The 23,952-nt window shown below is 62.6% G+C and carries 23 protein-coding genes; 15 read left to right on the top strand and 8 right to left on the bottom strand.

Annotation, left to right across the window (positions count from 1 at the left end):
- Position 1 precedes the first annotated feature (1 nt).
- From SINAR_RS0108450 to SINAR_RS0108430, 5 genes are all read right to left on the bottom strand, one after another.
- Positions 2-709 (bottom strand): ABC transporter ATP-binding protein, encoded by a 708-nt coding sequence (locus tag SINAR_RS0108450; RefSeq protein WP_027998695.1) that lies wholly within the window; start codon positions 707-709, stop codon positions 2-4.
- Positions 702-1,436, bottom strand: coding sequence for an ABC transporter ATP-binding protein (locus SINAR_RS0108445; protein ID WP_027998694.1), 735 nt, complete (start codon positions 1,434-1,436; stop codon positions 702-704). Before SINAR_RS0108445 ends, SINAR_RS0108450 begins: the two co-directional genes overlap by 8 nt.
- A 51-nt stretch (positions 1,437-1,487) precedes the next feature.
- A complete protein-coding gene (locus SINAR_RS0108440) occupies positions 1,488-2,660 on the bottom strand; it encodes an ABC transporter substrate-binding protein (protein ID WP_027998693.1) in 1,173 nt (390 codons plus the stop codon).
- Positions 2,661-2,780: 120 nt separating this feature from the next.
- Positions 2,781-3,431 (bottom strand): cysteine hydrolase family protein, encoded by a 651-nt coding sequence (locus SINAR_RS0108435; RefSeq protein WP_027998692.1) that lies wholly within the window; start codon positions 3,429-3,431, stop codon positions 2,781-2,783.
- A complete protein-coding gene (locus tag SINAR_RS0108430; RefSeq protein WP_027998691.1) occupies positions 3,421-4,236 on the bottom strand; it encodes an N-formylglutamate amidohydrolase in 816 nt (271 codons plus the stop codon). The genes SINAR_RS0108435 and SINAR_RS0108430 overlap by 11 nt, the downstream gene beginning before the upstream one ends.
- Before the next feature lie 155 nt (positions 4,237-4,391).
- Between SINAR_RS0108430 and SINAR_RS0108425 the strand changes: the two genes are divergently transcribed.
- Positions 4,392-5,294, top strand: coding sequence for a MurR/RpiR family transcriptional regulator (locus SINAR_RS0108425; RefSeq protein WP_027998690.1), 903 nt, complete (start codon positions 4,392-4,394; stop codon positions 5,292-5,294).
- Positions 5,284-6,597 (top strand): glutamine synthetase family protein, encoded by a 1,314-nt coding sequence (locus SINAR_RS0108420; RefSeq protein ID WP_084617222.1) that lies wholly within the window; start codon positions 5,284-5,286, stop codon positions 6,595-6,597. Before SINAR_RS0108425 ends, SINAR_RS0108420 begins: the two co-directional genes overlap by 11 nt.
- 156 nt (positions 6,598-6,753) lie before the next feature.
- Here the strand turns inward: SINAR_RS0108420 and SINAR_RS0108415 are convergent, their stop codons facing one another.
- Positions 6,754-9,174, bottom strand: coding sequence for a GcvT family protein (locus SINAR_RS0108415; RefSeq protein ID WP_027998688.1), 2,421 nt, complete (start codon positions 9,172-9,174; stop codon positions 6,754-6,756).
- Positions 9,175-9,410: 236 nt separating this feature from the next.
- On the bottom strand, positions 9,411-10,298 hold the full coding sequence (locus SINAR_RS0108410) for a LysR substrate-binding domain-containing protein (RefSeq protein ID WP_027998687.1): 888 nt from the start codon (positions 10,296-10,298) through the stop codon (positions 9,411-9,413).
- A gap of 231 nt (positions 10,299-10,529) precedes the next feature.
- Between SINAR_RS0108410 and SINAR_RS0108405 the strand changes: the two genes are divergently transcribed.
- The 12 genes from SINAR_RS0108405 (at position 10,530) to SINAR_RS0108350 (ending at position 22,017) form a co-directional block, all read left to right on the top strand.
- Positions 10,530-12,065 (top strand): trimethylamine methyltransferase family protein, encoded by a 1,536-nt coding sequence (locus SINAR_RS0108405; protein ID WP_027998686.1) that lies wholly within the window; start codon positions 10,530-10,532, stop codon positions 12,063-12,065.
- 7 nt (positions 12,066-12,072) lie between these two features.
- Positions 12,073-13,065: a GlxA family transcriptional regulator gene (locus SINAR_RS0108400; protein WP_027998685.1), complete on the top strand. Its 993-nt coding sequence runs from the start codon at positions 12,073-12,075 to the stop codon at positions 13,063-13,065.
- Positions 13,066-13,156: 91 nt separating this feature from the next.
- Positions 13,157-14,461, top strand: coding sequence for a M24 family metallopeptidase (locus tag SINAR_RS0108395; RefSeq protein WP_027998684.1), 1,305 nt, complete (start codon positions 13,157-13,159; stop codon positions 14,459-14,461).
- A complete protein-coding gene (locus SINAR_RS0108390) occupies positions 14,461-15,141 on the top strand; it encodes an isochorismatase family protein (protein WP_027998683.1) in 681 nt (226 codons plus the stop codon). The genes SINAR_RS0108395 and SINAR_RS0108390 overlap by 1 nt, the downstream gene beginning before the upstream one ends.
- 161 nt (positions 15,142-15,302) lie before the next feature.
- Positions 15,303-15,965, top strand: coding sequence for an ABC transporter permease (locus tag SINAR_RS0108385; protein WP_027998682.1), 663 nt, complete (start codon positions 15,303-15,305; stop codon positions 15,963-15,965).
- Positions 15,962-17,077, top strand: a complete 1,116-nt coding sequence (locus SINAR_RS0108380; protein WP_027998681.1) for an ABC transporter ATP-binding protein — start codon at positions 15,962-15,964, stop codon at positions 17,075-17,077. Before SINAR_RS0108385 ends, SINAR_RS0108380 begins: the two co-directional genes overlap by 4 nt.
- Positions 17,074-17,829, top strand: a complete 756-nt coding sequence (locus SINAR_RS0108375) for an ABC transporter permease (protein WP_027998680.1) — start codon at positions 17,074-17,076, stop codon at positions 17,827-17,829. Before SINAR_RS0108380 ends, SINAR_RS0108375 begins: the two co-directional genes overlap by 4 nt.
- 21 nt (positions 17,830-17,850) lie before the next feature.
- Positions 17,851-18,741: a glycine betaine ABC transporter substrate-binding protein gene (locus SINAR_RS0108370; RefSeq protein ID WP_027998679.1), complete on the top strand. Its 891-nt coding sequence runs from the start codon at positions 17,851-17,853 to the stop codon at positions 18,739-18,741.
- 138 nt (positions 18,742-18,879) lie between these two features.
- Positions 18,880-20,004, top strand: coding sequence for a mandelate racemase/muconate lactonizing enzyme family protein (locus SINAR_RS0108365; RefSeq protein WP_027998678.1), 1,125 nt, complete (start codon positions 18,880-18,882; stop codon positions 20,002-20,004).
- Entirely contained in the window at positions 20,001-21,005 is a 1,005-nt protein-coding gene (locus tag SINAR_RS0108360; protein ID WP_027998677.1) for an Ldh family oxidoreductase, read from the top strand. Before SINAR_RS0108365 ends, SINAR_RS0108360 begins: the two co-directional genes overlap by 4 nt.
- A 107-nt stretch (positions 21,006-21,112) precedes the next feature.
- Positions 21,113-21,502, top strand: coding sequence for an antitoxin Xre/MbcA/ParS toxin-binding domain-containing protein (locus SINAR_RS0108355; RefSeq protein WP_027998676.1), 390 nt, complete (start codon positions 21,113-21,115; stop codon positions 21,500-21,502).
- The gene (locus SINAR_RS0108350; protein WP_027998675.1) at positions 21,499-22,017 is read left to right on the top strand and encodes an RES family NAD+ phosphorylase; all 519 of its coding nucleotides are present in this window, start codon (positions 21,499-21,501) and stop codon (positions 22,015-22,017) included. The genes SINAR_RS0108355 and SINAR_RS0108350 overlap by 4 nt, the downstream gene beginning before the upstream one ends.
- On the opposite strand, the gene SINAR_RS0108345 is transcribed toward SINAR_RS0108350, so the two are convergent.
- Positions 21,999-23,042, bottom strand: coding sequence for an AraC family transcriptional regulator (locus SINAR_RS0108345; protein ID WP_027998674.1), 1,044 nt, complete (start codon positions 23,040-23,042; stop codon positions 21,999-22,001). The two genes, SINAR_RS0108350 and SINAR_RS0108345, sit on opposite strands and share 19 nt — an antisense overlap.
- Positions 23,043-23,163: 121 nt before the next feature.
- Between SINAR_RS0108345 and SINAR_RS0108340 the strand changes: the two genes are divergently transcribed.
- Entirely contained in the window at positions 23,164-23,931 is a 768-nt protein-coding gene (locus SINAR_RS0108340) for a 3-hydroxyacyl-CoA dehydrogenase (protein ID WP_027998673.1), read from the top strand.
- Positions 23,932-23,952 lie beyond the last annotated feature (21 nt).

The raw sequence follows: 23,952 nt of genomic DNA, 5'->3' as shown, positions 1-23,952 counted from the left end.
ATCAGCCTCCCAGATAATGCGCGCTGAGGTCGCTGGTCGAGCGGATCTCCTCGGCCGTGCCCGATGCGACGATGGCGCCGAGGCGCATGACGAAGGCGCGGTCGGCGACGGCGAGCGCCTGGTTCACGTTCTGCTCGACGAGCAGGATGGTCAGGCCGGATTTCTTCAGCGTCTCGATCATCTCGAAGATGCGTTCGACGATGGCCGGCGCAAGGCCGAGCGAGGGTTCGTCGAGAAGAAGCACGCTTGGCCGCGCCATCAGCGCGCGGGCGATGACGAGCATCTGTTGCTCGCCGCCGGAGAGCGTGCCGGCCGCCTGTTTCGAGCGCTCGGCGAGGCGCGGGAAGAGCGTGTTCAGCTTGTCGAGGTTGTCGCGGTTGCCGGCTTGGTCGCGGCGGTGGATATAGGCGCCGAGCATCAGGTTTTCGGCGACCGTCAGGTCCGGGAACACGTCGCGGGTTTCCGGCACGGTGGCAAGGCCCGCGCGCACGACCTGTTCGGGGTTCGCCGCGGTGATGTCCTTGCCTTCGAGCGTAATCGTGCCGCCGGAGGCTTTCAGCGCGCCGGCGATGCACCTGATGGTCGAGGATTTGCCCGCACCATTGGCGCCGAGCAGGCTCACCAGCTCGCCCTTTCGAAGCGTGAAGCTGATGCTGCGCACAGCGCGGATCGCACCGTAGCTGACGGAAAGGTCGCTGATGTCAAGCATGGGTCGCCCCCTTGCCGAGATAGGCCTCGATGACGGCCGGGTGGCTGCGGACATGAGTGGCGTCACCCTCCGCGATCGTGCGGCCCGAAGCGAGCACATGCAGCCTGTGGCAGAGGCGCATGATGAGGCCCATATCGTGGTCGATGATGAGGAGGCCGAGGCCGCGTTTGCCGGGCAATTCGGCGAGCGTGTGCAACAGGGTCTCCGTCTCGGCATCGTTCATGCCGGCCGCAGGCTCGTCGAGCAGCAGGAACCGCGGTTCGGCGGCGAGCGCCCGGGCGATTTCCACGCGGCGCTTGTCGCCGTAGCTGAGGCTTGCGCCAAGCTCGTCCGCCTTCGCCGTCAGGCCGAGTTCGGCCAGCAGGCCTTTCGCCCGTTCAGCCGACACAGTGCGGGAGGCGCCCTTTGCCAGCGCGGCCGCCTCGACATTTTCCCAAACCGTCATGGAGTTGAAAATGCGCACGATCTGGAAGGAGCGGCTGACGCCCGCAAGCGCGATCTCACGCGGCGAGAGACCCGACAGAGTGGTGTCGCCGGCGGTGATCGAGCCGGTCGCCAGCTTCACCTGACCGGTAATGGCATTGATGAGCGTCGTCTTGCCGGAACCGTTCGGCCCGATGAGGCCGACGACTTCGCCGGTGGCGACCGAGAGCGAGACATGGTCGAGTGCGCGCAGGCCGGTGAATTCCACCGACACGTCGTTTACCGCGAGACGCGTTTCAGACATGGCTTTTCCGAAGTGACGGGGCCGGCCTTGCGGCCGACCCGAATTGACCGATCAGGGCTTAGGCAGGGATTCCGGCTTGCGCCATCCAACGAAGCTCGGCTTGCCGCCCTTGAGCTCGATCACGGCCGCAGCCTTGTTCGGCACATGGCCTTCTTCGTTCGTGCCGTAATCGAGATCGCCGGTCAGCAGTTTGAACTGGCCATCTTCCAGCGCCTTGGCGAGCGCGGCGCCTTCGGTCGTCCCGGCCGCCTTGACCGCCTCGGCGAGCAGCATGATCGTATCCCAGCCTGTGGAAACGAAGGACGTGTCCGGCGCCTTGCCGAACATCTCCTTGTAGAGCTCGATGAACTTCGGCATATCCGGATGTGCCTCCGGGCCCATCCAGGTATGCGTGACGAAATAGACGTCATTGCCGAATTTTTCGCCGAGCGCCTCGTGCATGGCCGGGTCGTCATAGGCGTCACCGCCGAGAACCGGCGCATCATAGCCGACTTCGCGCAACGCACGGATAATCACACCGATGTCCGTTCCATAGGAGGAGACGAAGATCACGTCCGGCTTTTTGCCGAGCGCCTGGAGCCGGGCGAGCTGGGCGGAGAAATTATTGTCGCCGTTCGTGTAGGTGTCTTCGAGCAGAATCTCGCCGCCATCGGCCTTGAACTGCTCCACGAAATATTTAGAGAGCGACTTGGTATAGGCGATGAACTGGTCGGTGACGACATAGGCCGTCTTCCAGCCCTTTTCCTTCACGGCGAAGTCGGCGGCCGTCGCACCCATCGTGGTGTTCCACATGGAGAGCGTGAACTGCTTGTCGCCGAGAGACCAGGAGGAATAGAGCGGGTCGGAGGCGCAGGTCGAGATGCCGACGAGGCCCGCCGACTGCGCTTCACGGCTTGCGGGCGAACCGAAGTCGAAATCGCACGGCGCGACGATGATCTCCGCACCCTTGTCGATGAGCTCGACCGCGACATTGCCGACCGTCACCGGGTCCGACTTGCCGTCGATGTTGATGAACTCGATCTGCTTGCCGAGCACGCCGCCATTGTCGTTGAGATATTTCACGGCGACCTTCGCGCCGTTGTAGCCGGGCGTGTCGAGGGGAGCCTGGATCCCCGTCATCGAGAGTGCGCCGCCGATCAGGATCTTGTCGTCGTCGGCAATGGCTGTGGAAGAGGCAAGCGCCAGGCTTGCCGTTGCGAGAAACAGTCTGGAAGTCTTCATCATGGTCGTTCCCCTTATTGATGCCGTTCGGCAGTGATCGGTTTTGCGGCCTGGTCTTTTGACCTTCTTGTGCGGGCCGCTCTCGTATGCTCCTTTTTGCCTCCCGTCGGCCGTTTGGGCAGGTTACTGCCCGATTTCCTTCAAAAGATCGTCGGTCGATATCTGGCGGCAATAGCCCTTGATCGCACTCAGCGAAGCGTCATGGCGTTCCTCGGAATAGGTGCCGCAGGCATCCGGCACGAGCGTCACCAGATAGTTGAGGTCGCAGGCGTCGCGCACTGCCGATTCCACGCATTGGTCGGTCAGGAGGCCGCACAGCACGAGCTGCCTCACCCTAAGGTTGCGCAGTACATAGTCGATATGGGTGGAGACGAAGACGCTGGAGGAACTCTTCGGGAAGACGATTTCGTCCTCCAGCGGTTCGAGTTCGTCGATTACCTTACCATCCCAGGAGCCCTTCGGCACGTTGAAGCCGGTGATCTTGTAGTCGAGGCTGCGGTCGCGGCCGTCCTTCGTCAGGCTCTCGATCGTCGTGTGCAACACTTCGATCCCGGCCTTGCGGAAACCGGCGAGCAGGCGCTGCATGTTCGGTATCGCCACCTCGCGGATACGGCTGAAATAGTAGCCGTACTTGCCGGCGATCTCCGCGTCGGAAACATCCTTGAACTCGCCCCCCTCGCGGCTGACGGAAAAGTTCTGCACGTCGATGAACAGGATGGCGGAAGCGGCCGGGTCGAGCGGCACGTCGCGGGTGGTCAGATGGTCAGCGGCCATCAATGGTTCCTTCGAGAGCTTCTGCCGCAAAGCGCAGGGGGCCGGCCAGCCGGTCCGCCCATTCCTGTTGCCCGCGGGCGTCGTTGATAAGGTCGTTTCGCACTTCGAGAAGCACATGCGGAATGCCGCGCCGCTCGCCGTGCATTGGGATCGTGTAATCGGAGAGATCGTCGACGTGATACGGCTCGTTGAGCCTGACGGTGATGTCCGGATTGGAGAGGCGGAAGAATTCGGCCAGCTGTTCGGCGAAGCGAGCGTCGCGATTGTAAAGAAGGCCGAGCTCGAAGTTCCGCACGACGCCGGTCGCGCGCATCATCGGCGTGAAGCTATGTACCGAGACGAGGAAGAGCGCCTTGCCGGCCGCCTGACGCTGGTCAAGCGCGACGGCGATGGCTTCATGCAGCGGCTGGTGGATCTCGACGTAGCGGCCGCGGCGATCGCGGTCGGACACGTCGGCATTGGCCGGAACGACGGTGCCGTCGCTCTGTGCCACGATGCAGTCCGCTGCCGCGAAGGGGCGGTTGCAGTCGATGACGAGCCGGCTGTAGCGTTGCAGAACGAGTGCTGCATCGAGGTGTTGGGAAATGCCGCGCGCCACACCCTCGGCGCCCACGTCGTATGCGATATGGCGATCCATCTCCTCGGGCGCAATCCCGAGATCGCCAAGCGCTGCAGGCACGGCGCGGCCCGCATGTTCGCAGGTGAGGAAGATCGCCGATCGACCGGCGGAGTTGATCCATTCTACCGGATCGGGATCGCCCGCCTGCAGCAATCTGGTCGTGTCGCGATCTGCGAGCCTGAGCATGAAATGAAATCCGTCGTGCGGTCCGGCGAAGGCCGGGAGCGCGGGCTGCGATGACAGGCAGTCAAAGAAATTTTTCAATCATAGTCAATCCAAATTTTCCATTTGACTAATTTTTTTCATGGCACAAATATCCGGTTCAACGAGGGAACAGGCCAATGAACGATGGGAAATCGTCGACAACAATCCGGGCGAGGATCCGCGAGACCGCCGGGCAGCTGACGGCCAGCGAGCGTAAGATCGCCAATGCCATTCTTGCCGACTATCCCTTCACCGGGCTGGAAAGCATTCAGGAACTGGCGGCCAAGACTGGCGTCAGCGCGCCGTCCATCACTCGTTTTGTCAGCAAGATCGGCTGCGGCGGCTTCCAGGACCTGCAGCGGCAGTTGATCGCGGAGCTGAAGGAAGGTCAGCGCTCGCCGCTCGACCTCAAGTCCAGCCAGAAGCCGGTCGGCCATTCGGAGTTCCTGTCGGAATATGTCGGGCGCGTTTCGGCCGTCATGCGGGAAATGACAGGGATGGTCTCGCAGGCACAGTTCGACATTCTGGCCGAGCTTCTCGCCGACCCGTCGCGCAACATCTTCCTGCTCGGGGGGCGCGTCAGCGACAGCATCGCTTCCTTCCTGTCGATCCATCTCCGGCAGATCCGCAGCGGCATCTATCACATGGCCGACAACCCGGAATTCTGGCCGGAGCATGTGCTGCGCATGCGCAGGAAGGATGTCGTGCTGCTGATCGATTTCCGGCGCTACCAGCTCAGCCTCGCGCGCCTCGCCGAGAACATCGCGCAGAAGCGTGGCGCGACCATCGTCGTCGTCACCGACAAGTGGATGTCGCCGGCCGCCCGCAGCGCCGATCACATCGTCGCGCTGCCGATCGACGCCGGCACGGCCTGGGACACGGTTTCGGCTGCCATGGCGCTCGTCGAGGCACTGATCGTCCGCGTCTCGGAGAGCGACTGGGCGGCAACGCAGAAACGCATCAACGATTGGGACGGCATTCGCTTTGCGATGCCGGGCTATGACCAGGACAGGATCAACGGGGACGCAGATGAAACGTGAGGAAATGATGGTGGCCTGCTGCGGCGATCTCTCGGGCAAGGTGCGCGGCAAGGCGTTTCCGCTGGCGCAGATGGACAAGCGCTTGAAGCGAGGTGTCGGCTGGACGCCGACAAATGTGCAGATCACCTGCTTTGACGCAATTGCCGAAAGCCCTTTCGGCTCGCTCGGCGACCTCGTGCTCATTCCCGATCCGTCAACCTGCGTCAGCGTCGAAACCGAGGAGGGAGCCCCGAAGGAGAATTTCGTCCTCGGCAACATCCGTTACACCGACGGTCGACCCTGGGAATTCTGCACACGCTCGATCCTCGAGGCCGCCCTGCAGCGGTTGCGCAGGGTGGCAGGCGTCACACTCTACGGCGCCTTCGAGCATGAATTCCAGCTTAAGCATCTCGTGTCGGACGTCGGAAAAGCCTTTACGCTCGGCGGATTTCAGCAGGAGCGGCATTTCTGCGAGGCGATCATTGCGGCGATGCGCGAGGCGGGCGTAACGCCCGACACGATTCTGAAAGAATTCGGCACAGGCCAGTTCGAGGTGACGATGGGTCCCCAGGAGGGCGTCACCATCGCAGACCATTCCTTGATCACGCGCGAACTCGTGGGTCTCGTCGCCCGCGAGCTCCGCTACGAACCGACGTTCACGCCGATCCGCGATCCGGCCGGCGTCGGCAACGGTGTGCATGTGCATTTGAGCATGCTGGATGCGGCGGGTAACCCAGTCACCTACGATCCGAACGGCAAACATGAGCTTTCCGAAGTCGCGGGAAAGTTCGTTGCTGGCATTTTGAAATATCTCGATTCGATCATTGCGATCACGGCGCCGAGCGTGGTCTCCTACCTGCGCCTCACGCCGCATCGCTGGAGTGCGGCCTTCAACAATCTCGGCTTTCGCGATCGCGAGGCATCGGTGCGCATCTGCCCGGTCTCCGACATCAGCGACATCGCCCGTGCTGCACAGTTCAACTTCGAGTTCCGCGCCGCCGATGCAACCGCCAATCCGCATCTTGTCCTCGCGGCCATCGTCCATGCCGGCGCACAGGGCATTGAAGAGGGCCTGGTGGTGCCGGAGGCGACGCAGGAGGATCTCTCGCTCCTGGACCCGGAGGACCTTGCCGCCCGCGGCTACGTCCGCCTGCCGCAGACACTCGAAGCGGCCCTCGAGCGCTTCAAGGGCGATGCGACGGTGTGCGGCTGGTTCCCTGAAGGCTTTGCCGACGTCTACGTCAAGCATAAGGAGGGCGAGATAGGTTATCTTGCGGGCAAGACCCAGGCGGAGATCTGCGCGGCCTACGAAAGCGTTTACTGAAAGGCGACGGGCGAGCGGCGTCTCCCGAAATGGGAGCGTTCAAATTGAAATCGCGATCGCCGTCGGGTCTTGACCGGCGGCGCTGTCACCGGCACGCGACCTCTGGTCGATGCTCGCACCTGTGTCGCCTTCAGAAGGGCGGCACACATCTGTCCGTCACATTCGAAGCCTTTCGCCTGCCGGGTCGAACGGCGGCCGTTCCAGGATGACTGCGTCATGGGGTCGGCCGAGGATGGCGACACTCACCTTGTCACCCGGTTTCGCCATTTCCGCCTTGATGTAGCAGAGCGCGAGCGACATGCCGACGGTATAGCCGTAGGCGCCGGATGAAACCTGGCCGATCGGGGTGCCGTCCTGGAGAAAGATCGGCTCGCCGCCGGTGGCGTCCGCATCCGTGGCGTCGATCGATATCATGGCGAGCTTCTGCCTCGGACGCTTCCTTGCGATTTCCTGATAGGAGTCCCTGTTCAGGAATGCGCCTTTGTCGATCTTGATGAGGCGATCGAGGGCGCATTCCTGCGGCCAGTATTCCGGCGAATACTCGCGGCTCCAGCTGCCATAGCCCTTTTCGATGCGCAGCGAGGCGAGTGCTCGTGAGCCGACCGGCCCCGCGCCGAGATCCGTGCCGGCCTCCAGCAGGGCGTCGTAGAGCGCGACCTGCCGGTCGGCGTCGCAGTAGAGCTCCCAACCCAGATCGCCGGTAAAGGAGACGCGCAGTGCGACGACCTCGACGCCGGCGACACGTATTCTGCGCGACCGCATGAAGGGAAAGCTTTCGTTGGAGAGGTCGTCATTGGTCAGGCGCATCAGCAAATCGCGAGATTTGGGCCCGGCGATGTTGAAGGCGCAAAGGCGTTCCGTCATCGAGACAAAGGTGGTGCCCTCCGCCAGCGGAACCGCATTGAAGAAGCGCTGATGGTAGCGTTCGGCCATGCCGGAGCCGAAGATCATGAACTCGTCGTCGCCGAGCTTCGTCACCGTGAAGTCGCCCGCAATGCCGCCCCGCTTGCCGATGAGAGGGGTCAGGCACGAGCGGCCGATTTCAGTGGGCATGCGGTTGGCAAAAAGCGCGTTCAGCCAGTCCGAGGCGCCAGCTCCCTTCACCGCATATTTCGCGAAGTTGGAAATGTCGATGATGCCGGCGTTTTCGCGCAGCATGCGGGCCTCGCGGCCGACGGGTGCCCACCAGTTCTGGCGGGTAAAACCGATCGTCTCTTCCTTCGGCTCGCCATCGGCGGAATACCAGAGCGGATGTTCCCAGCCGAAATTGAGGCCGAAGACGGCGCCCAACGCCTTCTGCTTCTCATAAGCCGGCCGGGTGCGGACGGGGCGTCCGGCTGCCCGCTCCTCGTTGGGAAAGTGGATCTTGAAGCGGTGGCTGTACTGGTCCTGCACGCGCGCCCTGGTGAAAGCCCTGTTTGCCCAGTGACCGAAGCGCGCCATGTCCCAGCCGAACATGTCGAGCGACGGCTCGCCCTCGATCATCCATTCTGCCGCTAGCTTGCCCATGCCGCCCGACTGCGAGAAGCCGGGGATGATGCCGTTGCAGCAGAAGTAATTCGTCATTTCCGGGACCGGGCCGAAGAGGACCGCGCTATCGGGCGACCAGATCATCGGCCCGTTGATGACGCGCTTGATGCCCGCCGTTCCGACCACGGGCACACGGTCGATCGCGCGCATCATATTTTCCTCGATGCGTTCGAGGTCGTCGGGGAAGAGTTCGTGACCGAAACCGAGCGGCGTGCCGTCCTCGGCCCAAAAGCGCATGTCGCGCTCATAGGCGCCGATCAGCAGCCCCAGGCCTTCCTGCCGAAGGTAATATTCGCCGTCACGGTCCGCGACGGAGGGAAGCCGCCGGTCGAGGGCGGCGATCTCCGCTATGGTCTCGGTCACGAAATACTGGTGTTCCGTCGGCATCAGCGGAAGTTCGAGGCCCGCCATGGCGGCGACTTCCCGGCCCCATAGTCCCGCGGCGTTGACCACCCACCGGGTGCGGATGTCGCCCTTCGGGGTGCGCACGATCCAGCTGCCGTCCGCTTGCGCCTCCGTGCCGGTGACGGGCGTGAAGCGGTGGATTTCGGCGCCGCGCCGGCGCGCGCCCGCAGCATAGGCCATCGTCACGCCGGAGGGGTCGACATTGCCGCCCTCCGGCTCGTACATGATGCAGCGGATGCCGTCGAAGTTGACGAGCGGATGCAGCCGCTCCGCTTCGTCACGGCCGATCTCGTAGAAGTTCATCTTGTAGCGGCGCGCCTTGGCCTCCTGGAGCCGGAGCTGGTGCTCGCGCGCCTCGGTCTGCGCAAGATAGAGCGAACCCGGCTGAAAGATGCCGCAGCCTTGCCCGGTCTCCACCTCCAGTTCCTTGTAGAGCGCCATCGTATAATGCTGAAGCAGGCTGATATTGGTCGAGTCGTGCAGGCCGTGGATATTGGCAGCCGCATGCCAGGTCGACCCTGATGTCAGTTCGCTCCGCTCGAGAAGCACGACATCGGACCAGCCGAGCTTGGTGAGATGATAGAGAATGGAACAGCCGATGAGACCGCCGCCGATGACGACTGCTTGAGCGTGGGAGCGCATGGAAATCCAGCCTTGAAACAATGACCTCTGCCGCCGGCTGATCTCTGCCGGCGCGGCTCCAGTTTAGGGACCGGCCGTTTTTTGCAAAGCTGCGCAAAGCGGGAAATCGGCCCCTTTTGTCATCGGATGGACAAATAAAACGAGGTCATTGATCTCGCAATTTTCGTTTGTTGCCAGACGGGTTCCGGCTAGTCTGGAATCGGCCCTTTCCGCTATCTGGCCAATGGGTGAGCCGGTCAGCCGATCACCCTCTGAGCCTCCGCTATGATCCAGTCGCGCACCTTCGAGACGGTCGTTCCCTTCGATGCCTGCCCTTCGGCGAGGTAGTAGTTCCATGCGCTCCTGGTGCGGATCTGGAACGGCTCGACGAGCAGCCCGCGATCCACATAGGTCCGCGCGAGCGACTGGGTGGTCACGATGCAGCCGGCGCCGCTCGCGGCCATTTCCAGCGCGATATTGGTGGAGTTGGTGGAGAGCCGGTTGTCGTTTGCGGATGCGTCTATGCCGAGCGCGTCGGCCATTTCCTGCCAGAACTCCTGCCGTCCGTGCACGGCGATCCAGTTCGATCTCAGAACGTCTGCCGGCGTCCTGATGGCATTCTGCCCATGTACGAACTGGGGTGCGCATAGAAGCACAAGTCTGTCATTCCACAACTGCATGCCGTTTGCCGGCATGTTGTCGAAACGGCGGATCGAAATGAGAATATCGGCGATCTGCTCGGTCGAATCCTCCCAGATGGTGCCGTGCAGAAGGATCTCCACGTCCGGATGTTTCCTGCTGAACCCGGCGACGCACCGTGCCAGCCAGTTTTCGGCAAGACTGGTCGGGCAGGAGATGACGACGGTTCTGTTGCGGGCCGACGCGAGGACTGCTTCCGTGGCGAAATCGATCTGGTTCAGAGCCTGGCGCAGGGTGGGAAGAAAGGCCTCTCCCATTTCGGTCAGCTTGAGGCTGCGCGGATAGCGGATGAAGAGTTGGCGTCCGAGATACTGTTCGAGCGCGCGCACATGATTGCTGATGGCGGCTTGCGTATAGCCCAGCTCGTTTGCGGCCTCGGTGAAGCTGAGATGCCGGGCTGAGCACTCGAAGGAGCGGATGTAGTTCAATGGCGGCGGCGGCTTCATTTGAAAGTTCCCCTTTTGCTCCATGCTAGTCAGGCCGGTTCGGCACTTGCAAGCAGCAAGCGCGCCATGACATGGTTTTTTTTGGTCATTGCCGCCAAACTTATCGTGTGAAGACCGGGGCGTGATTGTCCATAGTTCAAGTGAGGCGAACAAGAAAAAGCACCAAAATCCGGAGGCCGGGGCACCCCGTTGTCCAGGCGCTCGGGATCGGGGGATGAAAGGCAGTTCTCAATGAGTGGCAGACGCGGCGGTGGACGGCGATCGCGGGCGATCCGGGGCGGCGATGGTATCTCGCAGTTGCCGTGGCAGGAGGTCGTCAATACCTATGCGCCAATGCAGCTTCTCGACGAGGCGCGTCTCGAGGCGCTTCATCGCAATTCGATGCGGATCCTCTCCGAAATCGGTATCCGCGTCATGAGCGAAAAGGCGATGGCGCTGTTCGAGAAGGCGGGCGCCATCGTCGACCGTGAGAACCTGATGATCCGCATCGACGAATCCATCGTCGAGGCAGCACTCGCCACGACGCCGTCTTCCTTCACGCTGACCAGCCGCAATCCGGAGAAACGGCTGACGATCGGAGGCAATAGGATCGCCTTCGGCCTCGTGGCAGGTCCGCCCAATGTGCACGATCGGGTCAACGGCCGACGGCAGGGCAATCTTGCCGATTACCAGAATTTCACGCGGCTCGCCCACCACTTCAACGCGATCCACATTCTCGGGAACCAGGTCTGCGCGCCGATGGAGCTGCCGGCCAATTCGCGGCACCTCGATACCTACAGGGCGAATATCACGCTCAGCGATCTCTGCTTCCACTGCACCGCCATCGGGCGGGGGCGCGCCGTGGACGGCATCAACATGATGGCGATCGCGCGCGGCATCAGCGTCGAGGAGATGCGGCATTCCCCCGGCGTCATCACGATCATCTCGGTGAATTCGCCGCGGCTTTTCGACGATGCGATGGCGGACGGACTCATCGCCATGGCCGAGCACGGGCAGCCGGTGACGATCACGCCCTTCACGCTGATGGGCGCCATGACGCCGGTGACGCTTGCGGCGGCACTCTGCCAGCAGAATGCCGAGGCTTTGTTCGGCGTCACGCTTGCGCAGTTGGTCAATCCCGGCACGCCGGTCATGTACGGCGCATTCACGTCCAATGTGGACATGCGTTCCGGCGCCCCGGCCTTCGGTACGCCGGAAAACGCCAAGGCCAACATTATCGCGGGCCAGCTCGCGCGGCGCTACAGGCTTCCCTATCGCACCTCCAATGCCAATGCCTCCAACGCGGTCGACCTTCAGGCGGCCTACGAAACGGAGATGGCGACCTGGGGGGCGGTGCTCGGTGGCGCCAACCTCATCTATCATGCCGCCGGATGGCTCGAAGGCGGCCTGACGGCCTCCTACGAGAAGCTCGTGCTCGATGTGGAGATCCTGCAGAACATGATGGGCTTCCTCGAGCCCATGCCATTCTCCGAGGACGATCTCGGCTTCGACGCCATCAAATCGGTTCCGGCGGGAGGACACTTCTTCGGTTCCGAGCACACGATGGCGCGGTACGAGACGGCTTTCTATCAGCCGATGCTGTCCAACTGGCAGAACTACGGCAGTTGGCAGGAGGCTGGCGGCCGCGACGCGCTGGAGCGCGCGACCGACATCTGGCAGCAGGCTTTGCGCGAATACGAGGAGCCGGCACTCGACCCGGCGGTCCGCGAAGAGCTCGATGCCTATACGATCAAGCGGCGCGCCGAGATCGGGGCAGGCGAACCTTGAGGGGCAGATGAGGGATACGCAGGAAATCCGCTTTGCGGTTTTGATGTTTCCGAATTTTCCGCTGATGGCGTTCAGTTCGGTCATCGAGCCGCTGCGTGCAGCCAATACGCTTTCCGGCAGGCGCTGCTATTCCTGGTCCACGGTCGCCGCCGGCGAAAAGATCAAGGCGTCGAACGGCATCGGTATCGAGCCCGACTTTCATGTGCGCGACGCACCAGAAGTCGACCGAATCGTCGTGTGTTCGGGCGGTGACGCAGAGCATCTCGTTGCGGACGAGGAGATGGCCTGGATCCGCAAGAATCTCCGCTCCGGCGTGCAACTTGGCGCGGTGGCGGACGCCGCCTTCTTCCTGGCGCGTAAAGGGCTGCTCGACGGCCACGCCTGCACGCTTCACTGGACCAGCCAGCCGGCCTTCAAGGAAGCCTTCCCGCATCTCGACATGCGCTCGGATCTCTATGTGATCGACCGCCGCCGCTTCACCTCGGTCGGCGGCATCGGCAGTCTCGACATGATGCTTGACATGATCGGGCGGGACTATGGCGCCGAACTCGCCGACGGCGTGGCCGGCTGGTACATGCACAGTCCGCTGCGGCCGGACGCCGACCGCCGAAAGCTGACCTTGCGTATCCGGTGCGGCATCGCCGACGATCTCGTTCTTTCAGCGGTGGCGATGATGGAGGATGCCATCGAGGACGTATTGCGGATCGAGGATCTGGCAAGCCGCCTGAATGTCTCATCCGATACACTCGAACGCGCCTTCAAGGTTGAGCTGGGCGCGTCGCCCAATACCTATTATCGCAATCTGAGGCTTGGTCATGCGGCAGACATGCTGACGCACTCCAGCCTGAAGGTGAATGAAGTCGCCGTCGCCTGCGGCTTCGGAAATGCCGCAAACTTCTCCCGCGCCTTCAAGCAGCGGTTCGGATATGTCCCGCACAGCGTTCGCCGCCGCGTCTCGCGAGCGGGCGAAGCGCCCCGCGCAGTCGCAGGACTGAAATAATGAAACTGTGCGGATTCTGGCATAGACGCTGCGGAATCCAGGCAATTGCGCGCTCCGACTCTTCTCCATTCTGCCGGAAAAGGAGAATGTCATGAGCATCGTTGTATTCGACCCCGATAGCGTTGAAGACGTGGATTTCAAGGATCGCATGCGCCATCCGGCCGCCGGCGATCCGGCCGGCGGCATGTGGCTTTCGGACACGGAGCCGTCCTTCATCGACGCCGACGCCCTGCGCAAGGGGCGGCTGAAGAAGCTTCGCGACTGGATCCGCACGGCCGGTTACGGCGCAGTGGTCCTCTTCGACCCCTATAACCAGCGCTACGCCACGGGCTCCCGAAACATGTTCGGGTACTTCCTGCGCAACTCCACCCGCTACTTCTTCGTCCCTACGGACGGCCCGGTCGTCCTCTTCGAATATCCGCAGAGCTATCACGTCTCGATGGTCCTCGACACGGTCGACGAAGCCCGCCCGTCCAAGCTTGTCTGGTCCTCCGTTTCCGGAAAGGACGACGAGACTGCCGGGCCGTTCGCGGACGAGATTACCGATTTGCTCAAGCAGCACGGTGGCGGATCGATGAGGCTCGGCATGGACCGGTGCAGCCACCTGCAGGCACTGGCGCTGGAAAAGCGCGGGTGCGAGGTCAAGGACTGTCAAGGCGAAATTCTCGCCGTCCGGGCCGTCAAGACTCCCGAAGAGATCAAATGCCTTCAGGTTTCCATGGCCGGCGCCGAAGCTGCCGTGGCCGCCGTGCGCGAAGCGATCAAGCCGGGGGTCTCCGAAAACGAACTCTTCGCGATCATGTATCACGAGGTGATCCGGCAAGGCGGCGAGTTTATCGAGACCCGGCTGCTGAGTTCCGGGCAGCGAACCAATCCCTGGTTCAACGAGGCCAGCGGCCGCAAGATAAGACCGGGAGAACTCGTCGCGCTCGATACGGATACGATCGGCTGCTACGGCTATTATTCCGACTTCTCGCGCACCTTCCGCTGCGGTCCCGGCAAGCCGACGCCTTATCAGAAGTCGCTCTACCGGATGGCCTATGAGCAGGTTCAGCACAATATCGACATCGTCAAGCCGGGCATGGCCTTCCGCGAGATCGCCGAAAAGGCGTGGAAGATACCCGACCGCTTTGTCGATCAGCGCTACACGTCGGTGATGCACGGGGTCGGCATGCATGGAGAGACGCCGTTCATCGCCCATGCCATGGACTACGAGACCTACGGTCGCGATGGGCACCTCGTGCCCGGAATGGTCGTCTCGGTCGAAAGCTATATCGGCGAAAAGGGCGGCCGTGAGGGCGTGAAACTCGAAGACGAGATTCTCATTACGGAGAACGGCACGGAACTCCTGTCGCGCTTCCCCTATGAGGACGAATTCCTGAGCGGGGAGACTTGATGAGGAAGCCGTTGCGGATCGATGGTGCGAAAGCTGCCGCCCTTTTTATCGATCTCCAGGAGGAGCATCGCCACGACGAGCGCTATCTCGTGGAAGGTTACGACACGGTACTCGGCAATGCCGCACGCCTTCAGGAGGCGGCCCGCCGCAGCGGCATCCCCGTCGTTCACTGCGCCTACATCGTCGATCTTGCCGACAATCCTCGCCCGTTTCATCCGATCGGGCCGGACGGACGTTCCGCATTCAGCGACAAGGACGATCCGCTCACGGCGATCTGCCCGGAGGTCGCTCCGCTTCCGTCGGAGCGGTTGCTTGTCAAAAACGAAGCAAGCGCCTTCGGCAACAGCCCTCTGATCGGCGAATTGCGGGACGCAGACGTGCAATGGCTGGTGATCGCCGGCGTCTGGACCGAGGCTTGTGTCGATGCCACGGTCAAGGACGCAATCAACCTCGGCCTGCATGTCCTGCTCGTCAAGGACGCCTGCGGAAGCGGCGGCCTTGCGATGCACCAGACAGGCATTCTCAACCTGGCGAACCGCCTCTATGGCGGCGCGGTCGTCGATACCGAAGCCGCGTGTGCCCTTATGGAAGGAGATACGGTCGAAGCATGGCAGATCGAGGGATCCGTGCCCCTGCGCTACACCTTCGGGGATGCCGCCAGACTCTACGGCGAACTCTAGCGCGCGTTGAAATGGGACGCATCCGCTCCAGCGGCACATTTCGGGGGCAGCCGGTTTTCCGCCTGCACCCCCGCTCAGATTATTGAAATCGATCACGCTCATGATTCAGGCCGTTCCGGCCGAAGTGCGTGATCCAGTCTAGGAAAGGCAGGCGGCAACGAATGGAGATAGTCAGGTTCATCATCGACAATCTGCACATCATAGGCACGCGGACGATCGAGCACATTTCGATCGTCTTCCTGGCGGTCGGGATTGCGATCGCGACGGCCGTGCCGATCGGGATCGCGATCACGCAGTCGAAGAGCACGGCCGATACCGTTCTCTATCTCGCGTCGATGATGATCACCGTTCCCTCGATTGCGTTGTTCGGCCTGATGATCCCGCTGCTCTCGCCGATCGGACACGGGATCGGCTATGTTCCGGCGGTCGTAGCCGTCATTCTCTATTCCCAGCTTCCCATCATCCGTAACACCTACACCGCCATCACCAATGTCGATCCAGCTCTGCGAGAGGCTGCGAAAGGAATGGGGATGAGCACTTGGCAACGTCTGCGGCAGGTCGAAATCCCGCTCGCCATTCCGGTCATCATGGCCGGGGTGCGGACTGCCGTCGTCATGAACATCGGCGTGACCGCGATCGCGGCCTATATCGGGGCAGGCGGTCTCGGCACCTTCATCTCGCGGGGCATCAGCCAGTCCGATCCCCGTCAGCTGGTAACCGGCGCACTGGCGGTCTCGCTGCTTGCGATCGCAGCCGACCTTTTCCTCGCGCTCGTCCAGCGCCTTCTCACGTCACGCGGCATTCAGGGGGAGGTCACGCCATGATCCGGCTCGAGAATCTGACGAAGCACTACGGCCCGGCGCATGATCCTCTCATTGCCGTCGACAATGTGAGTCTGGACCTGCCCACCGGCGAGATCTGCGTGCTGCTCGGTCCCTCGGGTTGCGGCAAGACGACGACGATGAAGATGATCAACCGGCTGATCCAGCCGACCAGCGGCAAGGTCTTCATCAATGGCAAGGACACCAGCATCGTCGATCCGATCGAGCTGCGGCGTTCCATCGGCTATGTGATCCAGCAGATCGGCCTTTTCCCGAACAAGACGATCGAGGAAAATATCTGTGTCGTGCCGGACCTCCTCGGCTGGGATCGCCGTAAGTCGCGTGCCCGTGCAAAAGAGCTCCTCGAGCTGGTGGGTCTTCAGCCCGACCTTTTCCTCAAGCGCTATCCCAAAGAACTTTCAGGCGGTCAGCAGCAACGCGTCGGCGTCCTGCGCGCGCTGGCGGCCGATCCGCCGGTCATGCTGATGGACGAGCCGTTCGGGGCGATCGACCCGATCAACCGCGAGGTCATCCAGGAGGAGTTCCTGAAGATGCAGCGGGAGATCCGCAAGACGATCATTTTCGTCTCGCACGACCTCGACGAAGCGGTGAAGATGGCGGACAAGATCGCGATTTTTCGCAGTGGCAGGCTCGAACAATATGCCGCGCCTGATGACCTTCTCGCCCGTCCCGCCAACAGCTTCATCGAAGACTTCCTGGGCTCGGACCGGGCGCTCAAGCGGCTGAGACTCGTCTCGGTGTGCGATGCCATGGAGACGGGCTTCATCACGGTCCGGAGTTCGGACTCCGTCGCACATGCCCTTGAGCGCATGCGGTCGTCGCGCAGCGCTGCAGTCTTTGTCCTCAATGCCGATGGCGCGCCGCAGTCTCTCCTAAGCGAGCAGGTGGCGGAGCTGCGTTCCGGTACGGTGGGCGACCATGCGGAATCGGTAAAGTCCGCCGTGCCGACCACCGGCGATCTCAGGCAGGCCGTGTCGCTGATGTTCGCCCATGACATGCCGCTGCTGCCCTGCGTCGATGAGAGCGGGCGGATGGCGGGCGTGATGAGCTATCGCTCCATCGTGCACAATCTCGGTCACGGAGGGAAGGCATGAGCGCTCTCGTCGGCCACGCCCCACCGCAGCAACGCCGCCGCATCGAGACCGCGCCGTTGATCGTGCTCGTCGTGCTTGCGGGAGCTGTCGCCTGGCTTTGGTGGAGCGGCATGGCGGAGGAGATCCTCGCCTATTCCGATGACATCTCCTATCTCGCCGTGCAGCATCTGGAACTGGTCGCATGGGCGGGAGGGCTTGCCATCCTTGTGGCGGTGCCGATCGGCATCGTGCTTTCACGCCCTGCTTTCCGTCTCGTTTCCGAGGCGGTGATGCAGGTCTTCAATATCGGCAGCACCGTGCCGACGCTTGCGATACTTGCCCTTTCCATGACGCTGCTCGGTATCGGTACGGTGCCCGCGGTCTTCGGCCTCTGGGCCGCCACCCTGCTGCCGATCGTGCGCAACACCTATGCCGGCCTTCGCGCCGTGCCGCCACACCTCGTGGAGGCCGCCACCGGTATGGGCATGACGCCGCGGCAGGTTCTGTGGCGGGTCGAACTTCCAAACGCCCTTTTCGTAATCTTCGGCGGCATCCGCACGGCGCTCGCGATCTGCGTCGGATCCGCGCCCCTGGTCTTTCTGATCGGCGCGGGCGGGCTTGGCGAACTGATCTTCACCGGGATCTCGCTGGACGAACTCCCGATGATGATGGCCGGGGCAATTCCCACGGCAATGCTCGCGGTCCTGGTCGATTTCATCATCGGCCAGATCCAGTACTACCTCGTTCCACGAGGCATCAATCCGCTGCGATAACAAAATGAGAGAGGAACCGAAATGAATTTCGCACCGAAACTTGCCAAGACGCTTCTGTCGGCGGCGGCCATCGCGCTCGTTACCACCACCGCCTGGGCCGCCACGCTGACCGTCGGGGGGAAAAACTTCACCGAGCAGCTGATCATCGCAGAGATCACCAAACAGCTCCTCGAGAAAAAGGGCCACACCGTCGACAAGAAGGACGGCATGGGCACCAAGATCGTCCGCGCTGCACTGGAGAACGGCGAGGTCGATCTCTACTGGGAATATACGGGGACTTCGCTCATCACCTTCAACAAGGTGACGGAGCGGCTTTCGCCGGAGGAAACCTACAACCGCGTCAAGGAACTCGACGGTGAAAAGGGCCTTGTCTGGCTGGCGCCTTCCGAGGCGAACAATACCTACGCCTATGTCATCAAACCGGGGAATGCCAAGACCGACGGAATGCAGACGATCTCCGACCTCGCCACGGCATATAACGAAGGCAAGGATATCCTGATGGGCACGACGGCCGAGTTTCCGAAGCGGCCGGACGGCCTGATCGGTCTGGAGGAGGTCTACGGTTTCGAGACCGGGCGCGCCAATGTGCGGCCGATGGACCTCGGTCTCGCCTATAACGCGCTGGCCAACGGCGACCTCGACACGATCGCCGCGCAGGCGACCGATGGCCAGATCGCGGCACTCGGCTTGAAGACGCTGAAGGACGACAAGGGCTTCTTCCCCAACTATGCGCTGACCCCTGTTGTGCGCAAGGAAGTGCTCGACGCGAATCCGGATCTCAAGGAAACGCTCGAAGCGGTCTCGAAGAAGCTCGATGACGCGACGATGCAGCGTCTGAACAGCGAGGTCGATGTGGAGAGGAAGACCATCGAAACGGTCGCCGCCGACTACCTGAAGTCGCTCGGCATGTAAAACGCGCCGCATTTATCGACGAACGTCTCGTCCCGCCTGCAGGTTTCCTGCCGGCGGGCGGAAAGAGTGCGTGCCGGAGAACCGGTTGCAGATATATCGGATCGGCCGTACCGGCCGTTTTTTCGAGGAATTCCGAGAATGGTGAGAATATCGAACGTCCGCGTCCGCCCGCTGGTTCTGCCGCTCAAGCAGCCCTATCACTGGTCCTACGGCATCCGTGAATCTTTTGCGGTCAACCTTATCGAGATCGAGGCGGATGACGGCACGGTCGGCACCGGCGAGTGCACGGTCGCGCCGGATCAGACCGGTACGGCGGCTATCCTTTATCGCCTCTCCAAACATCTCGTCGGCCATTCGCCCCACGATGTGGCGCCGCTCATCGCGCGCATCTTCCACCAGGAATATCTCGGGCACGGCGCCAATATCATGCGCGCGGCCAATCAGATATTCTCCGGCATCGATATGGCCATGTGGGATCTGCAGGGCAAACTCGCGGGCCTGCCCGTTCACCAGCTGCTTGGGGGCGCTCACCGTCAGGCGGTCGGATATTTCTATTTCCTGCAGGGCGAGACGGCCGAGGAGCTTGCGCGCGATGCGGCCGTCGGCCACGCCCAGGGCGAGCGGGTCTTCTATCTCAAGGTCGGCCGCGGCGAGAAGCTCGACCTCGAAATCACCGCGGCGGTTCGCCGCGAGATCGGCGACGCGCGCCTGCGCCTCGATGCGAACGAAGGCTGGAGCGTCCATGACGCGATCAACATGTGCCGAAAGCTCGAAAAATACGACATCGAGTTCATCGAGCAGCCGACCGCCAGCTGGAGCATTCCGGCCATGGCGCATGTGCGCGAGAAAGTCGGCATTCCGATCGTTGCGGATCAGGCGGCCTTCACGCTCTACGACGTCTACGAGATATGCCGGCAGCGTGCCGCGGACATGATCTGCATCGGCCCGCGCGAAATCGGGGGCATACAGCCGATGATGAAGGCGGCAGCCGTGGCGGAGGCCGCCGGGCTGAAGATCTGCATCCATTCTTCGTTCACGACCGGCATCACCACCTGCGCCGAGCACCACATCGGGCTTGCCATTCCCAACCTCGACGACGGCAATCAGATCATGTGGCAGCTCGTCCAGAAGGATATCGTCTCCTCGCCCGATCTGGCTCCCAGGAACGGCTGGCTCGATGCCTTCAAGAAGCCTGGACTCGGGTTCCAGCTCGCCGAAGACCTGGTCGCCGAAGGCGAAAGACGCTATGCGGCAGGCCGATGACACCGGTCGAAACGTCCCGTGAGGAGATCGAGGCGGTTTGCCTCAAGGCGCTGACGGTCCATGGTGCGGCCGCCGAAAACGCACGCGCCGTGGCGAGCGCGATCGCCACGGCGGAGGCTGACGGCAATCGCGTCTGCGGCCTTTATTACCTGCCGGTCTTCTGCAGGCACCTGTCGATCGGAAAGGTCGATGGAGAAGCCCTGCCCGAGGTGACGACACGCGGTGCCACGGTCACGGTAGACGCAAGATCCGGCTTCGCACATCCCGCCATAGCCGCCGGCACACCGGTCCTGATCGAGCTCGCACGCCAGGCCGGCGTCGGGGCAATGGCGGTGCGCAATTCCTATAATTGCCTCGCGCTCGGTCATCACGTCCGACCCCTTTCCGACGCCGGTCTGATCGGCATCTGTGTTTCGAATGCGCCTGCCTCCGTTGCGCCGCCCGGGGCGACGCGGGCGCTCTTCGGCACGAACCCGCTTGCCTTTGCCGTGCCTTCGAAAGAAGGGGCGCCCGCCATTCTCGTCGATCAGAGCATGAGCGCGGTCACCAAGACGGAGATGATCCTGCGCCGCGATGACGGCGAGGCGATCCCGATCGGCTGGGCCCAGGACAGGAACGGACAGCCGACGACCGACGCGGCCACCGGGCTGGAAGGCTCGCTGCTGCCCGCCGGCGGTCGCAAGGGCGCCAATATCGCCCTTCTTGTGGAAATCCTTGCTGCCGCCCTGACCGGTTCGGCCCTCAGCACGGAGGCGAGCGCCTTCGGGAACGACGAGGGTGGGCCGCCGCATGTCGGCCAGTTCCTGATCGCCATCGACCCTGGTCACTTCGCCGCCGATCGCTTCTCCGAAGCGATGGATAATCTGGTCGCCTCCCATGACGCGGCCGGCGTAAGGCTTCCCGGCCACTCCGGACGAAAGCAGCCCGTTTGCGTCGATGCCGATCTTTGGAAGAAGGCCGTTTTGCTTTCTGAATCAAAGGTCGGTCAGAAGCCTGGATAAAGGTGGAAAGCCAGCTCATCATCGATGGGCGGTCGTGTCGATCTTGCGAAGTCGCGTGCGCTGTCATATATTTTGCACAGAAAATATGTTCTTGGATATGACGCAATATGGCTCAGGCTCAAAAGATCCAAAGCGATGACGGGCCGCTGATACTGTCCTACATGGACAAGGGCGGAAAGATCGCGGTTCAGCAGGTCGCGGACGGCTTCGGCATGTCGAAAACGCAGCTTGCCGAAACCGCCGGGCTTGCCCGCGAAACGCTCTACCGGCTGGAGCGCAGCCGCGGGACGAAGACGCAGAACCGCCTCCGCGAAATGCTTGAGATCATCAGCCGGGTCGCCGACTGGGCAGGCGGCAAGGAGCAGGCTATGGCGTGGTATCGCGCCCAGCCCCTCCCGGCATTCGGTGGGCGAACGGCCGAAGCTCTGGTGAAGGACGGCAAGGCGGCGGCCGTGCGCGATTATCTCGATCACATGGCCCTCGGGGGCTTTGCTTGAGGTTCACCGGAACCTGCTATCGCGCGCATGACCCACGCTGGGCTTTCAAACCTACATCCGGCGATGGCGCGGCAATAAAGGGCGCGCGCTTCAAACCGAAGGGCGTGAAGACGCTTTACCTTGCCCTCAGCATCATGACGGCGGTCAAGGAGGCCAATCAGGGCTTCGCCCGTCGTATCGATCCTTGCGTACTTTGCTCCTACGACATCGATTGCGCTGACATCGCTGATCTCACGACGGAGAGGGGGAGGGCGGAACACGGGGTATCGCTAGAGGAGATGGCCTGCAGCTGGGCGGGCGCGCTTGCCGAGGGGAGGCGTCCGGCTTCCTGGGCGATTTACGACCGTCTCCATTCGCGCGGTGCCGCCGGCATTCTGGTTCCGAGTTTCGCACCGGGGGCCGAAGAGGGAGACCGGAACCTCGTCCTTTGGACGTGGGGACCGGATCTGCCGCATCGCGTCGACGTGTATGATCCAAGTGGCCGGCTCCCCAAGGATCAGCTCTCCTGGGGTTGAGTGCCTTTCCGTGGTGAATTGTTTTCCGCGAAATCCGTCCGCGCAGCAATACGCCGGAATTGCGCCGGGGATTTTCCGGTCCATTTGCGGAACGCGCGATGGAAGGCGCTCGGCTCGGAAAAACCGAGCTCGACGGCAAGCTGGGCCACATTCGTCCGGCCGCCAGCGAGGGCTTCCATCGCAAGCGCCCGGCGCAGGTCCTCCTTGATCGATCGATAGGTCTGGCCCTCCTGCTTCAATCGCCGTCGAAGGGTCGGCGCTGCAATCCGCATGCGCGCGGCAAGCGCCTCGAAACCCGGCCAGGCGGACGGAGCCGTGGCATGGAGCCGCTGGCGTATTGCCGCGGCCAGTCCCGCGTCGTGCCGATAGCGCACGAGGATATTTGCAGGCGCATGCCGGAGGAAGTGCTTCAGCGCCCGCTCGTCACGAATGGGCGGCAGTTTCAGGTACTCGGCATCGAAGACAAGCCGCGTCCGGGGCTGATCGAAGTGGACGGGCGCACCGAAGAAGAGCCGATAATCGGTTCCGGCGGGGGGCGCACTGCAGCGGAAGTCGACCCAGCGGATCGGAATCCGGCGTCCGATCAGCCAGCAATTGACGCCATGCAGGATGATCCAGAAGGTACGATAAGCGAAGGCGGAGCGCGTCGCTCCGGCGTCCTTGAGGACAATCTGTGCCAGACCGTTCTCGACGACCAGCTCGCCATGCGGATCCTCGATAACCACCCTGAGGAAGCGCAGCGCTCGCCGCAGCGCCTGTTCGAGCGTCACGGTCGAAAGAATGGCGTGACACAGCAATGCGAAGCTGCCGGCGCGCATCGGCCGTGCGCCCTCGCCGAAAAACTCGTCATCCATGGCCTGCGCCACCGCATGCCAAAAGGCGCCGTATTGTTCGGCCGAAACGGGCCCGGTGACGACGGACGGCAAGCCGGCTTGTGCAAGGAGGGGCTCGGCATCCACTCCATTGCGCCGGAGGCATTCGAGAGTGTCATCCATGAAACATGGGGCGATCATCCGGCGTTCCATGAGTGGCGGTCCCTCTTAGCGGCCATTGCAAAAGCGATCACGCAATCTGAGCCATTCGGTCATTGCATACCATATTTCTCCTCTGCATCATCCCGGTCGGAAACAGTTGGAGCTGGAGCCTATGCAACTCAAGAGCCGAGTCTTTATCGTCACCGGAGCCAGTTCCGGACTTGGCGCAGCTGTGACGCGCATGCTGGCTCAGGAGGGCGCGAGCGTGCTGGGGCTCGACGTGAAACCTCCTGCGGCGGAAAAACCTGCTGCCGAGCTCGGCCCACGGGTGCGCTTGCGAAATGCCGACGTGACGAATGAGGCCGATGCCGCAGCCGCAGTGGCATTTGCCAAGCAGGAATTCGGGCACGTCCATGGACTGGTGAATTGTGCCGGTACTGCGCCCGGCGAAAAGATTCTCGGCAGGAACGGCCCGCATGGACTGGACAGTTTCGCCCGCACGGTCACCGTCAACCTGATCGGGACGTTCAACATGATGCGGCTTGCCGCCGAGGTCATGGCGCAGGCAGAACCGGATGCCGGCGGCGAGCGCGGGGTGATCGTCAATACGGCCTCAATCGCCGCTTTCGACGGGCAGATCGGCCAGGCTGCCTACGCGGCGTCGAAGGGTGGTGTCGCTGCGCTGACGCTTCCGGCCGCGCGCGAGCTGGCTCGTTTCGGAATTCGCGTCGTCACCATTGCGCCCGGCATCTTCGATACGCCGATGATGGCCGGCATGCCTCAGGAGGTTCAGGATGCGCTCGCGGCAAGTGTGCCCTTTCCGCCGCGCCTTGGTCGGGCCGAGGAATACGCCGCGCTCGTGAAGCATATTTGTGAGAACATGATGCTCAACGGCGAGGTCATCCGCCTCGACGGGGCTTTGCGCATGGCGCCCCGGTGAAACATGGCCATGCAAGGAGGT

The organism is Sinorhizobium arboris LMG 14919 (assembly GCF_000427465.1).
GTDB classification, from domain to species: Bacteria; Pseudomonadota; Alphaproteobacteria; order Rhizobiales; family Rhizobiaceae; genus Sinorhizobium; species Sinorhizobium arboris.
The sequence above is the reverse complement of the archived record's forward strand: the minus strand, read 5'-3'. Positions and strand labels throughout refer to the sequence as shown.